Annotated in this window: 9 protein-coding genes; all 9 read left to right on the forward strand. The window is 29.4% G+C overall.

Features of this window, described 5'->3' with window-relative positions; translation table 4 throughout:
* The first annotated feature begins 1 nt into the window (after position 1).
* The 9 genes from truA (at position 2) to CXP39_RS00775 (ending at position 16,092) form a co-directional block, all read left to right on the forward strand.
* A complete protein-coding gene (truA, locus tag CXP39_RS00735; RefSeq protein ID WP_027048441.1) occupies positions 2–748 on the forward strand; it encodes a tRNA pseudouridine(38-40) synthase TruA in 747 nt (248 codons plus the stop codon).
* Between the two features lie 229 nt (positions 749–977).
* Positions 978–1,703 carry a hypothetical protein gene (locus CXP39_RS00740; RefSeq protein WP_027048442.1) on the forward strand — a complete coding sequence of 242 codons (726 nt, stop codon included), beginning with the start codon at positions 978–980 and terminating at the stop codon, positions 1,701–1,703.
* 32 nt (positions 1,704–1,735) lie between these two features.
* Complete coding sequence (locus CXP39_RS00745; RefSeq protein ID WP_157823746.1) at positions 1,736–5,845, forward strand: ABC transporter permease; 4,110 nt, start codon at positions 1,736–1,738, stop codon at positions 5,843–5,845.
* 431 nt (positions 5,846–6,276) lie between these two features.
* Positions 6,277–7,437, forward strand: a complete 1,161-nt coding sequence (locus tag CXP39_RS00750; protein WP_027048444.1) for a hypothetical protein — start codon at positions 6,277–6,279, stop codon at positions 7,435–7,437.
* 157 nt (positions 7,438–7,594) lie between these two features.
* On the forward strand, positions 7,595–9,163 hold the full coding sequence (locus CXP39_RS00755) for a hypothetical protein (protein ID WP_027048445.1): 1,569 nt from the start codon (positions 7,595–7,597) through the stop codon (positions 9,161–9,163).
* A 160-nt stretch (positions 9,164–9,323) separates the two neighbouring features.
* Positions 9,324–9,779, forward strand: coding sequence for a 50S ribosomal protein L13 (gene rplM, locus CXP39_RS00760; RefSeq protein ID WP_027048446.1), 456 nt, complete (start codon positions 9,324–9,326; stop codon positions 9,777–9,779).
* On the forward strand, positions 9,779–10,174 hold the full coding sequence (gene rpsI / locus CXP39_RS00765) for a 30S ribosomal protein S9 (RefSeq protein ID WP_027048447.1): 396 nt from the start codon (positions 9,779–9,781) through the stop codon (positions 10,172–10,174). Before rplM ends, rpsI begins: the two co-directional genes overlap by 1 nt.
* A gap of 153 nt (positions 10,175–10,327) precedes the next feature.
* On the forward strand, positions 10,328–13,207 hold the full coding sequence (locus CXP39_RS00770; protein ID WP_027048448.1) for an MOLPALP family lipoprotein: 2,880 nt from the start codon (positions 10,328–10,330) through the stop codon (positions 13,205–13,207).
* Positions 13,208–13,305: 98 nt separating this feature from the next.
* Positions 13,306–16,092: an MOLPALP family lipoprotein gene (locus CXP39_RS00775; RefSeq protein WP_027048449.1), complete on the forward strand. Its 2,787-nt coding sequence runs from the start codon at positions 13,306–13,308 to the stop codon at positions 16,090–16,092.
* The last annotated feature ends 83 nt before the right edge of the window (positions 16,093–16,175 follow it).

Raw genomic sequence — 16,175 nt, forward strand, 5'->3', positions numbered from 1 at the left:
AATGAAATATTTATTATCACTTAGCTATGATGGAACAGATTATTGTGGATGAGTTATTCAACCAAAGCAACCAACAATTCAAGGAGAGTTGGAAAAAGCTCTAAAAAGAATCACTAAAACATCTAATTTTAAAGTTTTGGGAGCATCAAAAACAGATGCTGGTGTTCATGCTTTGGATCAAAAAGTTTTATTGACAATTGAGTTTGTACCAAATTTAGCACAATTTAAAAGCGCTCTTAATAAGTCTTTGCCTTCAGATATTAGAGTTATTGATATTATAAGTGTGTCGGAATCTTTTGATGTTCGTCGCGTTGCTCAAAAAACTTATCACTATTTAATTAATGATCAAATTGATGATATTTTTTCGCAAAGATTTGAACTACGCTGAAACAAACAAGCAATTGATATTGTCAAATTACAGCAAATTTTTAATGCTTTTATTGGAACCCATGATTTTAAATTATTTTCTGGGTTGAATGAATTGGAAAAAAAGACAATTAAAACAGTTCGTCAAATTGATACAATAAATATTTTTCGCAATTCCAACAATCGAATTGTAGTTGAATTCAAAGCAAAAGGGTTCATTCGCTATCAAATTCGTATGATTGTTGGAGTAGCCTTATATGCTTATCAAAATAAACAACTATCAATTGAGATAATTAACCAAAAGCTTCAAGGAATTGGTGAAAAATCACCAATTGTGGCAATTGCTAAAGGATTATGCTTACAAAAAATTAAATATTCGTAAAAAGGTGTATTATCTTATTAAGAGATATTGGTTCAAAACAATGTCGCTAAAAATAATTACCTGTTGATATAGAATATGAGTTTCTGGATGATTCGAAAGATGAGAAGGAAAGCGTAAGTTATATGAATATTTAATTACTCCAATATCTCTTTAAGAAACACTCCATTTATAAGTGTTTCTTTTTTTTATTGTCATAATTTTGATAAAATATATTAAATAAGGAGGCAATATGAAAAATCAAAAAAGTAACACAATAAATTGCTGATCAAAAATTTTTCTAATAACTTTGTTTCTTTACTTTTGCTCATTAACATCAATTGGAAAAATTGTAGTTGCAACTCCAACAATTTTTTTAGCAGTTAATTTGGCTTTTATTGCAGTTTCATTTATTTATTCTAATGTAATTTTATTGGGACTATGTAAACTTTTACTAAGGTATAAAAAAACTAAAATGGTCAATAGTAACTTTGAACTGCCATCATCTAGTTTAATTGCTCTCTCATTATGAACAGTAACGATTTTTTTTCAATTTGCAATTTTAATCGGAATTGGAACAACCTCATTAACAAGTGAACAGTTCTTTAAATTTGGAAATAGTGATGTGACAAATATGTTTATTGCTCAAGCTGTATTTGTGGCAATTACTTTTATAAGTTTCATAGTAATTAGCATTGTGACTTATATTTTGGCCAAAACGTATGATTTTATGTTGACTGAGAGCAATACATCGTTATTTGATATTTCAAATTTTATTGTTTACTTTGTAACCAAAGTCGCTGTAAGAGTTCGCGAGAAACGCAATCAGAAAGTTGCTCAAAAGGTAATTAAAATTAATGGAAAAAGCCAGTTTAGTAAAATGTTTAATATGAATGTCGAACTAAAGGTTAACGCTAAGCAGGCGTTTGCTTTAAAACAAGCTAAAAAAGGTACAACACCACCACAACTTTCACTTTAAAATAAAAAAATGAAAGGATACATATGAGAAGCATGAGACTTATTTTAAAGAATTCATTACGAAATTCTTTTAAAAACTTATCGCAAATTTTTGGTTTGACAATGTTAGTTGCGATGTTGGCATTAGTAATTTCACTTATGAGTTCAATTTCAATTAGAGTGCTGGATAACTATAATGCTTTGAAAGAAGATTCAAACCAGCATAATATTATTTTGCAAATTGACCCATTTGAAAATGTGCCAACTCAAGATGTTAGTCAAGGGGCACCCAAAAATTTAGTTGAGGCACAGCAATATTGAATGGCTAAATTACAAAAAGAATACAGTCGTGAAAGTATGGCTTTTGATTGAAGCCGAACTGAAGCCCGCAAGTTTTCTCAGGTCTATAATAATAATCACATTATGGATTTGAAGGCTATTGCAAAAACAAATTATGATGAAATAAATGGGGTTGATAAATTAGTAATTTATCAAGGAAAAGGCTATGATGATCAACATACAAGAAACGTTGTACTAGACACTACATTTGCCTTTGAAAATAAAATCGCCATTGGAAATATTATTCGATTGCAAAAAGATTCACTTGGAGATCAAATGTTAGTTGCATCTCGTGACAACAAGGGAACTACTGAGAAACAATTTCAAGCAATTGATGAATTGCAAAAAAAAGGAATTGATGAATCTTATAAAGAAGGAGAATTTAGCAACTATGACTGATACCAAGTATCAGGATTGGGAAATTCAGCTGATTTTGTAATGCCAGTTTTGGATGCAAATACTCCAATTCCAAATAAACAACATGAAGGTTTGATTTATTTACATCCAAGTAATTTTGGATTAATTAAGCAGGATAATGGTTTTTATCAATATGATCAAACATATGGTAAACTAACAGTTACTTCTAATAATGAATGAGAAGCTTTTTTCAATTTAAAAACGAAATCAGGAATTACACCAACAAATGAGCAAGTTGAAAGAATTAACAGCAGTTGAAAACAACTAATTAATATTCGCAACGAGCAAAAACGTTATGTATATGCAATTGGAGACTCTGCGTATCGTTACAATAATCGTACTAATACAATTGAGTCGACTTTGAAGATTTATCATGGAATTACCTCAGTAACAGTAATTTTATTGTTCATTGTTTGTTTATACACAATTGGACTAATTACTAGAAAACAAATTGACAAATCTAAATCTCAAGTTGGAACCATGAAGGCGTTGGGATATCGAAGACGACAAATTATTTTCAATTATGTTACGACACCATTTATTACTGCAGTTATGGGTTCAATTATTGGATTTATTTTGGCCCAACCAGTTCAAATTGTTTTGATTGATCAAGTTTCTAATTATTTTTCATTAAACTTTTCAACTTGGAAGTTTGATTACATTGGATTTTTAAATGTGGCAGTCATTTTATGAATTTTTCTAACAGTTATTGCCTTCTTAATTGCGCTGCTAATTTTTAAAAGTTCAGCATTGAATTTGATGAATGCAAATAAATCAACTAAAGTAACCAGATTTGGAATTGCTATTAAACGTTTAAACTTTAGAAATAGCTTTGGGTCAAAAATTCGTACAGCATTATTAATTAATTCATTTGGGAAATTATCTTGTGTTGGAGCAGTTGTTCTAATTGCTTCTGGAGTAATGACAGTTGCTTATGCTGCACCGAATGCTTTAAACATTAACCGTCATGCTGCCTACAACGGAATTGACTATAATCAGTTGGTTGAATACAATGAACCAATTTCTAATAACCCCTATACATTTTTAAAAGCGTATAATAAGTCAATTCCTAATCCCGAATATAAAAAAGCAAAACTTGCCAATCAATCGGGAGAATATTGAACAAATGCTCCTTTAAAATCTTTTGATAATACTTATGATATGAACAAAATAATTGATGCTTATATCAATAGACAAATTCCAAGTGATTACTTTTCATTAATGATTGAAGATGATGAAAATTTTGCATCTGGAGTTTTAGCAGCAAATATGAAATTGACTAATTCATATGGTTTAAACATTGGAATTAACTTGCAAAAATTAATGGCTCAAAAAGCTACTAGACCAATTCCTGGAGATGGCTCAGAAATTATGTATATTTTTGCTTTAAATCAATGACCAGATTTAGTTAAGTTTTTTGACAATATTAAAGATAATAAGGATGATCAATTACGTGCGACTAAGATTTTACAGGGATTTTATAAGAAATATGTTAACTCAATTTTCTTGTCGCTGCCTGAAATAGGAGATGAAGAAAAGTCAAATTTGCAAAAAATTTCTGAGTTTAATCAAGCAGATGGTTCACAACAGTATTTAAAAACCGCTGATCAATTGCTTGATAGTTATAAAATTGCTATGGAAATTAGCCCAGCTATCAAGGAGTTTAATAAATTCAATCAATTGATTAATGCTAAAATTTTAACACCGCCAGTATTTAAAATTTCAGACGGTACTAACGTTTTGGGTGAAAATCGCATGTATGATACTGAAGAAGAACAAAATTCTAAAGATGACAAATATGAGACTATTGATTTGGAATCACTATCTGATCAAGAAACTTTGGATGCTTACACATATAAATATATGAAATGATTTTTAATGTATTTTTTCGGAAGAATTGACCATGTTATTATTCAAGCTGCATATTCACGTTCTCCTTATTTTGTACAACAAAATATTAAAGATGCTGTCAAAAATGATCGAGAATTTAATACTTCATTTTCATTAGTACCTTTAGATGATCTTGATCAAATTGGAACATATATGAATGCTCAAAGTAAGAATAGTTTTAATTTTAAAATTTATGGGCTAGACAATTTAGAAGATCCCTTTATGAAATTATATGATGAAAAAAATCACTCATTAAATCAGAAGCTTTTCAAAGACTCTAATGAAAATGAAATTGTCATTAATCAAACTGTTGCTCAAAAAATGAGTTTGAAAAAAGGTGACATTGTCGATTTAAATGTCATTAAAAAAGTTTTAACAGATGAGAATAACAGTCCATATACTCTTGATCAATATTCAGGAGGGAATGAATATGGAAGTTCACCCTATGATCATCAATTTAGACAGTATTCTGATACAACTTCAAATTCAAAATCTGTAAAATTAGCTGGCAAGACATTAGCGGGGGGCTTAGCAAGTATTGGAGAAGTTTATCAAGCAATACTTGACGGTGAAGCAGATATTGTCGATCAAAAATCTTTAACAACTTTCAAGGTAGCTGGAATTCATGATGGATACGGAACAGCTGCGGCTTGAATTAGTAATCAAAATGCTAATAAAATTTTGGGATATGATCTTGTTGAAGATTATCTTTGAATAAAACAATTTTCTCGCCAATGAGGAAATGAGTTTAAAAATTCGAAAAATGAGGCAATTTACTTAGAGAATTGAAAGTTGGGAATGTCTTTAGAAGAGTTTAAACGAGACTATTTGAATTCAAGTGATATAAATACAGCAACAAAATCGCAAAAAATTTATCAGATGTTCAAAAATTCTAATCCTATTTTTAACTACAAGTATTCACTGAGTGAAGATATTGGAGATTTAAAAAGTACGATTTCAACATATCAAAGATATGGAGATTATTCACCATTTGGAATGAATGGTGGTTATAAAGATGGAGTGCTAGCAGATGGAGCCGCAGAAGGCTCAATTAAGTCGATAGTTCCAACACAAATTAGTAAAGATATATTAAACCAAATGTCAGATTTAGTTTTAATTGTAATGATTTTTGCAATTGTTTTGGTATTAATTATTACATTTGTTATTATTCTCTTGACAACCAATTTGATTATTACTGATAATGCCCGTTTTATCGCGACAATGAAAGTTTTAGGATATCGCAATAACTACATCGCTAAAACAATTTTAGGAATGTACTTTATTGTTATTGGAATAACATTTGTAGTTGGAACGGCAATTGGATGATATATTTATATGTCCGCCTTAAGAATTGTAGCAACCAATTCAAATATGGTTCTACCAATGGTCTTTCCGTTCTGACTAGTTTTAACAGTTGCCTTATCAGTTTTAGGTATTTATTTTGTAACAATTGCTTATGGATTTAAAGCAATAACTAAAATAAACACAATAAAAATGTTACAAAATACAGAACTGTAATAAAAAAATGTTTCAGCTATGAAGCATTTTTTTAATAGTTTTTACAAATTATACCAAATTGATTTTCACTACATATGACAAAGTTGAAAGACACATTAATTAAAAGAAGGCAATATTATGAGAAACAAAAAAGGCTTTGATTTGTTAAGGCATTCTTAGGGCACAGTAAATAAATATAGATTTAACTTTATTTAGTTAAAAACTGCAGTTTGCAACTGTTACGAAAGAATTCAGGAAACAAAAATAAAACTAGTAAATGTATCAAAATGATACATTTACTAGTTTTTTCCTTACAAAATAATTAAAAAATGGTATGTTAATAATATAAAACTAATTTTTAACTTTTAAAAATCCGTAAAAGTTTTATTCATATAAAGGAGAATAAAATATAGTGGGAGCAGGGTGGGCTTAAGTTGGAAAGGAATCAAAATATGAAGTTATTACTTAGTATTTTAGGAGCTACAGCATTAATTTCTGGGCCAACAGTAGCAACTTTTGCTACAGTTCATGAAAAAAGTAACTCCAAAAATGAACTTAATATTTTAGATGATCTGACAGATGCAAAAACAAATATTACGACTCTGAAACCAAATGATGTTCAAGTTAATTTGGCTTTTGTAGAAGAAACAAAAGATGCAATTGCTGAAGAAATACTATTAAGTCTAATGATCGGTAATCCAGAAATACCTGAGCTAATTGATATTTATCTTTCGTTTAGTGATCATAAAGATATATGAGATTTTAGAAATATTAACTTAGAAAAGCCTAAACCCGGTTTAGTTACTGAATTTGAAAATGCAACACTTGTAGCAAAATCAAATAATCCTGATTTTTTGGGTGCAATAAGATTTGGTGTTAAATTAACAAATAGTAAAAGTGAAAATTTAGTGCCACTTTCAAATCATCTTACTAGAAGGAATTTGGGAATGCTAACGGAAAATAGCTCGCAAAGTATTTTAAAAGCCGTTAAGGAAAAAAATCCCAATGTTATTCTTTCAGAAATTGAAGCGACACAAATTTCAAGCATCAAAGCAATAATTGTTCCAATAGAAGACAGTACAATATATGATTCTGCTTCAAGTGTAGAAGTTAATTATATGATACCTAATAGTCCAACAGTAACCGTTGACCTAAAGCAATCAATGAAAGTTGAAGGAATTCCAATTTATGGAACTCAAGACTATTTTGTTGTTGAAAAAAATGTTGGTCGCACTACTTCTGACATAACTGGTATATCATGAGTTGATGGGAATGCCGATTCGAGAGTTACATTTTCTACATACAGCGAATCTGCAACAATTGTTAACAAAAATACTAAATACAGCGTTAGTTCAAGAAAAGTAACAGGAGTTGAAAGTGCTTTTGATGTTACAAAAAATAATAGAAGAATAAATGAGACTAAAATGAGTGGTGGAATTTCGCCATCAGTCTGACAAGTTCAAACTCATAGTGGTTTTAGTCAATATAAAAATGAAACAGGCGAAACAATATTGCAATTTGTTGGCGTAATTTTTTGTAGTGCTAACCAAACAATGCAAAGACAGTTTCATAAAACATGAAGTGGAAGAGCAGTGTTCAATCTTTACTATTAATTTAATTAACTACAAAAAACTTTTGACTAAAATTGAGAAAAACTAATAGTTTTTGTTTAGAAATGATACTCAATTTTAAAAAAATCCCAGTTTTGATATTTATAGTAAGCACTCATAATAAAGTCTCTACAAACTGTCAAAAATAGAAATGAGAAAAATGAAAAAAACAATAAGCATTTTAGGAGCCGTCGGGCTCTTCATTGCCAGTTTAGGCAATGTCATGTCTTTTACAATTAATAAAGATAATTTTAAACAAAATCAAAGTTCTGTTCTAGCCAATATTAAAAAAGAATCATGTGGTTGTTCAAATTCAATTACAACTTATAAAGAAGAGCATTTTGAAGATGCAAATTGAAAAATTACTACTTTAACTTTGGATCAATGATTGATAAATACTTTATTTAGTTCATTTAAAGTTAATGAAGAATTAACCTATAAGGATGTGTACAGATTTTTAACAGGCTCAGCATCAAATTTTGCTGAAGGAACGAATGAAAACGCCAAAGAAATCATTGCAAAAGCAATAATCAGTCAGGGATTTGAATATGCTAATAAGCAAATAGCCGGAATTTTTGTAAGAGTTGTTGAAAATCAATTAGGAGAAAACTGAGAGATCGATAATGTTGATGTCGGCGTCTTCGATTCAACAAAAAGTCAGCCCTTGCAACAAGAAATTGATAGGGAAATAAAATTTAACAAGGCCTTCAATGTGCAAGAAATTTTTAATGACAGAGAATTTGCAACTGATGGTTTAATGAGCTATCATTTTCAGAAAAGATATGTAAATGATATATCAAGAATTCCATATACGTTTAAATATGTAGCTTTTCCCGATGCCAAATTGAGAGCTTGATATGGAGACCTTAATGGAGAAATATATGACGAGTGAAATTATTCGGAAATGATTAATGGTCTACATCCAAAATATGAAACTGCCAACATGTACAAAGACAATGCTGATAGCTGAATTTTAGAAACTGAGTTTGAGAAAACTTTTACGAGCTCGAAAAATCCTCAAAGCAGCCTCGTATTTGATACTTCAAATAAGATTAATATAATATTCAAAGAAAATGAAGAATTTAAAGATCAATATGATATTTATCTTAAAAATAAACACGTGTTTAAAAATTATTCACCAGTTCAAAATGGAAATCCATATATGACAATCGATTACAAAATAAATGACAAAATTGCTTTTTACAATTCCTACGACAAATCTGAAATTGAAAAAGTATATAATGAGAAAAGCTCTAATAGAAGTGTAAATACCTATCAAATTCCTCCTGAAAATGGTAGTCCGTTTTTATCCCGTTTATTATATGATCAAATATTGGAAACTGGAGAATTTGGCGTGCTAATTTATTTAAATCATGAAGCACTTCACACATTTCAAAACCTGATTTGTACTGAACATTGAAGTAGTAATAGCAGCAGTTTTGGGTTACAAATAATTAGACAATTGCTTCTTATAATTTTACCTGAGTTTTCAAGTTACAGTTTTGAAAATCAAATAGATATAGTAACATGAGCCAACCTAGCAATCTTGAATAGATATGATGAAAGTCCTAATTACTTGCACTCTTTCTTAAATGAGTTTGTGGACAATCAATTAGCTACTTTTGGTGCTACAATTATAGCTACAAATTTTAATACAGAATCAATAGAGGATGTTAAATTTGTTGTAAGAAATTGAAATACTCCACCAGAAAACATTTTTGCTATATAAGTATTTGAGCATTCAAAAATCAGCAGTATTAACTAAAAATATATTAATTTATTTTATTATTTCCTTTGATAAAATATATTGCTATATATTAAAAAATTATTTATAATTATATCGCTTACTACACTTTTACCCCGGACAGGTCATAAGGAGAAAAAAGCACATGAATCAAACAACACTTATTTCTGCAAAAGACATCGATAAAAAGTGATACATCGTTGACGCTGCAGATCAAACAGTGGGGAGATTAGCAACTCAAGTTGCTATGGTATTGAGAGGGAAAAATAAACCTAACTTTACACCTCACATTAATAACGGAGATCACGTTATTATTATTAACGCTGAGAAAGCAAAATTTACAGGTAAAAAAGAGTCAGATAAAACTTACTACCACCACTCAATGCATCCAGGTGGTTTAAGAAGAAGAACTGTAGCGGTTCAAAGAGAACTAGATGCAAGAAAAATCTTAGAACGCGCAATTAAACTAATGTTACCTAAAAATGTACAAGGTGGAAACCAATTTAGAGCATTACACGTATTTGTTGGTGAAAACCACCCGTACGCAGCTCAAAAACCAGTGGTATTAGAAGTTAATACTAAAAAAGGAGACAATAAGTAATGGCAGATAAAGTTATTTATAGAGGAACAGGAAGAAGAAAAACTTCTGTTGCTCAAGTTATTCTTACTCCAGGTAAGGGAAATATCGTTGTTAATGGAGAAACTGCTTTAGAGTTTTTCCCATATGCAACACTTGTTCAAGATTTAGAGCAACCATTAGTAGCTACAGGAACATCAACTGATTTTGATATCACAGTAACTGTTAAAGGTGGAGGATTTACTGGCCAAGCAGGAGCAACTCGTTTAGGAATTGCAAGAGCTTTATTGGAAGCAAGTGAAGACTACAGAAAATCTTTAAGAGCAGCTGGGTTATTAACTCGTGATGCACGTATTAAAGAACGTAAAAAATACGGATTGCGTGGAGCACGTAGAGCACCTCAATTCTCAAAACGTTAATTTGAAAACAGCCTTTTGGCTGTTTTTTTATTTGAACAATGTTTTAAAAATCGGTTTCAGAACCGTTAATCTAAAAAAGCGTATTTTTAGACTTATGGAATGTACACTTAAAAGTGTTAGTTTGAGACTAATTTAATAATAAGGGGTGGCTTTATGAAGAAGATTTTGGGAGTTATTGGAGCGCTGACAATTGGAATATTTGCATGTATGCCGGTAGTTGCTTGTTTTTCAAAAGAGAGCCAACAAGATGATAAAAAAGGTATCAAAAAACCCAAGGAAACGACATATAACAATTCTCTAAATAATTTGCAGGGCACTGCAGCCTTGATGGCCAAGAAAATTATTTTGGCTGACCAATATGAATATAGTTCAAAAGTTTTGAATACTATGTTTAGCAATACAAACGCAAAAGAAGCTATTAATAAATTAAATGCCAATGATAATTTTTATGATGAAAATGATTTTGCCCTTGATGGAAAATCAACTTTTGGTGACTTGAGTTTTCGCTACTTTGGTAATGATAATGGTTTTAACAATACTAAATTCAGTTCAAACATCAATCTAAATGGCAAAAAGGGAACTTCTAATGAATTGGTAAGAAGATTTATTCCTGATCAGGGCTTTTCAAGAATTAGTAGTGAAGCAATTGCAGAAGCAATTGAACTTATAATAAAATTAATTCCTTCAATTTCAACAAGTATGGTCACCAATATTCTTAGTGGCTTTGGTTCAACAATTGATTTTTCTATTTTGGAAAATAAAATTGGGCATCAAAACATTAAATATATATCACAAACAGTTAAACAAATTTTTACAAATAAGGTTATTGTAGAAAAGATCAATCAGCGCATCTCTAGAATGGATGTCGTGCGTGAAAGTTACGATCTCTCCTTAACCAATATTACAGGGGCGATGTTTATTTGTATTTCAAATGGTATTACACTAATTAAAAATCCTCAGTTTGTTCCCTATGTTACAAGCACAGATAATGATATAAAAATGAATCTTCCAAAAGCTGCTGAAAGCTTATATTTAAATATTCAACCTTTGAATGCTTCATCAAAGGTAAAAGATTTTAAAAAAGAAATAACTTTGGCTAATGCCCTAAACTATGCTCAAGCAGCACAAGAATTTGCTAAAGGCTTGCAATTTTTTCAAATGCAATTTTCAGTTTTTGATAAAACAAAATCAACAATTCCTAAAAACGGTCAGTATTTGTTTGACAATGAATTAAATAATAAAAAAGTTTATGAAAAACTTTTAAAAGGCAAAATAGGAAATAAATTTGCAGCAACAAGTATTAATCTTAAGTATTTATTAACGACTCTTAAATATTATTTAGGAGCAATTGGAAATCAAAATGATCCTGAGGGTAGACGTCTTCAAAAATTTATCTTTATTTTATTCGGTGACAATACAGAAGTTACTGAAAAGTTTGAGTTTGACTGGTCCGAAACTGGAAACACAGTTAGACATAAATGAAATTTTCTGTCAAAAAACGGTTCTAGTGGTACCAATTTTGGGTACTATCTAATACGAAACTATCTAGTCGGTGAAAACTCTACAGTAGCCGAATCAATTTGAAGAAGCTTGACCTCAGTTAAAGTACCAGCAATTGGAGCAATTTCAAAAATAAGTCTTCAAAACTTTAAAAACTTAATCAAAAGCGACCAGTTTTACTATTTGATTTGCAACTTCTTTTATGCGTTGGCAAATGATGAGGGAGTTTCTGATGGCTTCAAGGGTCCACTTAACCAAACTCTTAAAAAGTTGTTTAATAAGACGATTGTTGGGGTAACTAATTTTCCAAAGTATTTAACTAAGAATTTATTTTTATCATTATATTCAAAAGATTTTCGAACTGAATTTTCAGTTAATATTGGGAGTATTTATTCAATTAATATTTGAGATAAGTTTAACGATTCAACAAAAAATAGTGTTAATCAATTTTTAGGAGGACCTGATATTCCAATGAATATCCAGTCTGTTCTAAAAAAAGAATTAAGCTCGTTTTTAAATTCCTCGGATCCAAAAGATTTGTGAAACTATTACACTAAAAAAACAATACCTGAAATAATTGACAATCTAAGCAGTGACTTTAACATTAATGAAAGCCATGATTTAAAAAAATTGCAGTCTTACGGAATTTATATTAGTGATATTTTAAAGCTATTTAATAACTATCTTGTTAATAATCAATATACTGATGAATATGGAGTTATTCAGAAAGGAAATATCATTTCCCAAATTTTAGAAAACTTGCCAAATTTTTTAAGAATTTTGGGTATAACTTCTTTTGGTGTTAAAGAAAACTCGTTATGAGATTTTTTGTCTAAACATTTTTTTATTCCTAACCATAAAGAGCATGAAATTAGAAAAGGAATTAATTTAAATATAGGGAACAAACTTATTTATGCAAATGATAAAAAAGAGCTAATTAAAGTTTTGAATGATAATTATTCAACTTCATCTAAGAATCAAATCACTTTATTTACAAATAGGCCAAAATTAGCTACCGCAGATAAAGTAACTCAAAAACAAATTAATGAAAGTGGCTATATTATTGAAAACTGAAATGATATTTTTGATGTCTCAAATAAAGAATTTTGAGTCGTTAATCAATTTAAGTCTGCCGGCAAATATATTATTGTTGAAATTGAAAAAGTGATTGTGGAACACGTTAGCATTGACTTTTTAAATGAAGTTGAAGTTACTGATCATCTTCAAGAAATTTTTCAAGTTTTAAATCGAATTTATAAAAAAATCAATATTGTTAAAAATTACAAAAAGGAAGTTCAGGAAAACTTTGAAAATGAAGCTCAATATCAATGAGTATTTTCCAAGCCTCATTTAATTGCCAATAAAATAATTTCAAGTCAAATAATGAAAGTAATTTATATCAATTCGCAAACTAATGCTAAAATTGCTTATGAATTTCAGTATTCTCGTAAGCAGGGAACATGGCCATTTAAATTTGATAGTATTTCCAAAAAAACTGAAGCAGATTTGAAAGAAAAATGGTCCCATATTTAATAAAAATTACAACATATAGTGTGCAAAACTACATTTAAAATCATTTTTTAGTATAATAAATTTATTGAATTTTTATTAAATATCAAAAGGAGATAATCATGAAAAAAATGTTGGCAGTATTGGGAGCAGTTTCTTTAGCAGCTTCTTCAAGTGTAACAGTTGTAGCTTGCACACCTAAAATTGAGGAACCAAGTACAACTCCGGATCCAAGTACATACAATAATTCTTTGGCTAATCTACAAGGTTCAGCGGCATTAGTTGCTAAAAAAGCAATTTTAGCTGACCAACATCGCTATAGTTATCAAACATTGCAAAATAAAATGGGAATTAAACTTGCTGAAAAACAAGTTAATTCTTTAAATATGGATGGAAAAGTTTTTGATAATAAAGACCGTGGACTAGATGAATACTCAACGGTAAGTGAACTAGAGTCACGCTATTTTGGAACAAATACTTCATTATTAAAAACTGAATTAACAGATAACATCAATTTGAACGGTAATTTAGGAAATGGTAAGGGCGCAGTTTCTCAGGCTGTTCCCGAAAATATAGCCGGAATTCTAGAATTAGTGATGCAGATTTTACCTGTTTTATCAACTGAAAGTATAAATAGCTTGGTTGGCGGATTAGGACCCATACTTAAATTACCTGATTTGAATGACACGTTGGGATCAAACATCGTTTCGGCAATTTCGTTAGCAGCAAAAATTGTTTTAGATAATTCAAGTGACTTGATAAACAAAGAAATTGAAAGTATGAATGTTGTTGAAGAAACTCAAAATGTCTCTTTAGAAAATTTAACGGGAGCTATGTTTATTTCATTAACAAATGGAATCGCATTTTTAAAGGATTCAACTCACAAAACATTAACAATATCAAGTGACGAAGAAATTAAGCAAAATCTTGCTAGTGCAGCAAAAATAATTGTCCAATCAGGTTCTGCTAAGAGTTCTTTGGGAAATTTGGACATGGATTCCATAATTAAAAACATTCCTCAATATATTAAAGCTATTAAGGAATTTGTTAAAATGGCCCAATTATTGCAAATGTCATTGTCATTATATGATTCTACAAAAAATGTTAATGTTATTGATGGAAATCACCTTTTTGATAGCAATACGACTAATGGAGATTATTATAAAAATAATATTAAAGGTAAAAAAGTTTCAACTACATTTGCTTCAAGTAATATTAATTTAAAATATATTTTGACAGCATTAAAATATCACGTGGGAAGTCTTAACTCTAAGGAAGATCCAGAAGGGCGTAATTTTCAGAAATTACTTTTTGCACTTTTTGGTGATGATAATTCTATAACAGTTACTAGTGGGTGATTTCCAAAAGTTAATAATACATTCGATTTTAAAAATAAAAATGCTTCTTCTGGAACTAATTTTATTTATTATGTAATTCAAGAATTGTTGACAGATGAAATTTTGGAATCTGTTCATAAAGCAATTAAAGATATTAAAGTACCTGTAATTGGTTCAATAACATCCATGACAAAAGAGGATTTTATTAAAATGATACGAGACGATCAATTTTATTATTTAATAGGAAACTTATTTTATGCTTTGTCAAATGACAAAGGTGTAATTGATGCAAGCAAGGGTCCATTGAACCAAATTTTAAGTAAACTTAATGGGCTAGCAGCTACTGCTATTTACTTTCCTAAATATATGACAGAAAATTTATATAGCTCTTTATACAGAGGAAACTTTAAAACTGATTTCTCTTTAGACTTTAAAGTTTTGGGTGTTACTGTCTCTTCAATAAATGTATGAGAAAAATTACCTGAAAACATTCAAAATACTGTTAATGACTTTTTAGGAGGAAGTGATGTTCCAATGAATATAAAGTCAGTGTTGAATAAAAGTTTAGGTTCATTTATAGGAAAAACTGATAGCCAAGGTATTTTGGGAGAACATTATTTAAAATTAACAATTCCTGAGTTAATTAATGATATTACCGGAGATTTTGGAATTGATGAAACTAAAACTCTTAAGAATTTACAAAGTTATGGTATTTACATCGAAGATTTTAAATCATTATTTAATAATCATATATTAAATAATAAATACGTTGATTCACAAGGCAAAGAACATATGGGTAATATAGTTTCACAAATTGTTGAAAATTTACCGGAATTGTTTAATATTTTGGGAATTAATAAGGATGGTGTAACTGAAGGATCAGTTTGAGAATTTATCGTAAATCATTTTTTAGCACCAAATGAAGAACATTTACAACATGAAGTTAAGCAAGGACAAAATATTACTTTTAATGGAAAAACCAAATTTGCAAAATCAGCAGAAGATTTGGAAAATGTTTTTAAAACTTTTTTTGAAACAGGACCAAAAAATAAGTTATTGTACTTAAAAGGAAAAGAAGCTCCTGAGGGATTTACGCCAGGTTCAAAATTGACTGAAGAAAAAATTAACAGTGTTACAAAAATGACGTTGGATGAAATTTTAAAAACTGATGAAAAAGATCTTATAGTTGTCAACTATTATGAAGGTGAAAATATTGTTGTTGAGAATAACTCAATAACATTGGCAAAAGTCAATTTAGACAATATTGATAAGGAGCAAGAATTGACAGATCACTTACCGGAATTGCTAAAAGGAATTGTAAACATTTACAATAAGTTAAATGTAATAACTGATCTATCATTGGAAATGAATGAGCGTTTCATGAATGAATCATTATACTCATGAACATTTGAAAATCCGGAATTAATGAATGACAAAGTATCAATAAAATCACAACGAATGAGTGTTTTATATAAGAATCCAAAAACAAACCAGGATGTTCGTTATAATTTTCTATATTCTCGTGAAAGTATTAACAAAGTTTTCAGTATCGATTATATGGAAAAACAGTAAATGACTTAGGTCATTTTTTTATTTTTTCAGAAAGTTAATTTTTATACTTGCATTATGGTGCAAAAAATACTAAAATTATTTTG

Origin of the sequence: Mesoplasma syrphidae, assembly GCF_002843565.1 — a bacterium.
GTDB lineage: Bacteria > Bacillota_I > Bacilli_A > Mycoplasmatales > Mycoplasmataceae > Tullyiplasma > Tullyiplasma syrphidae.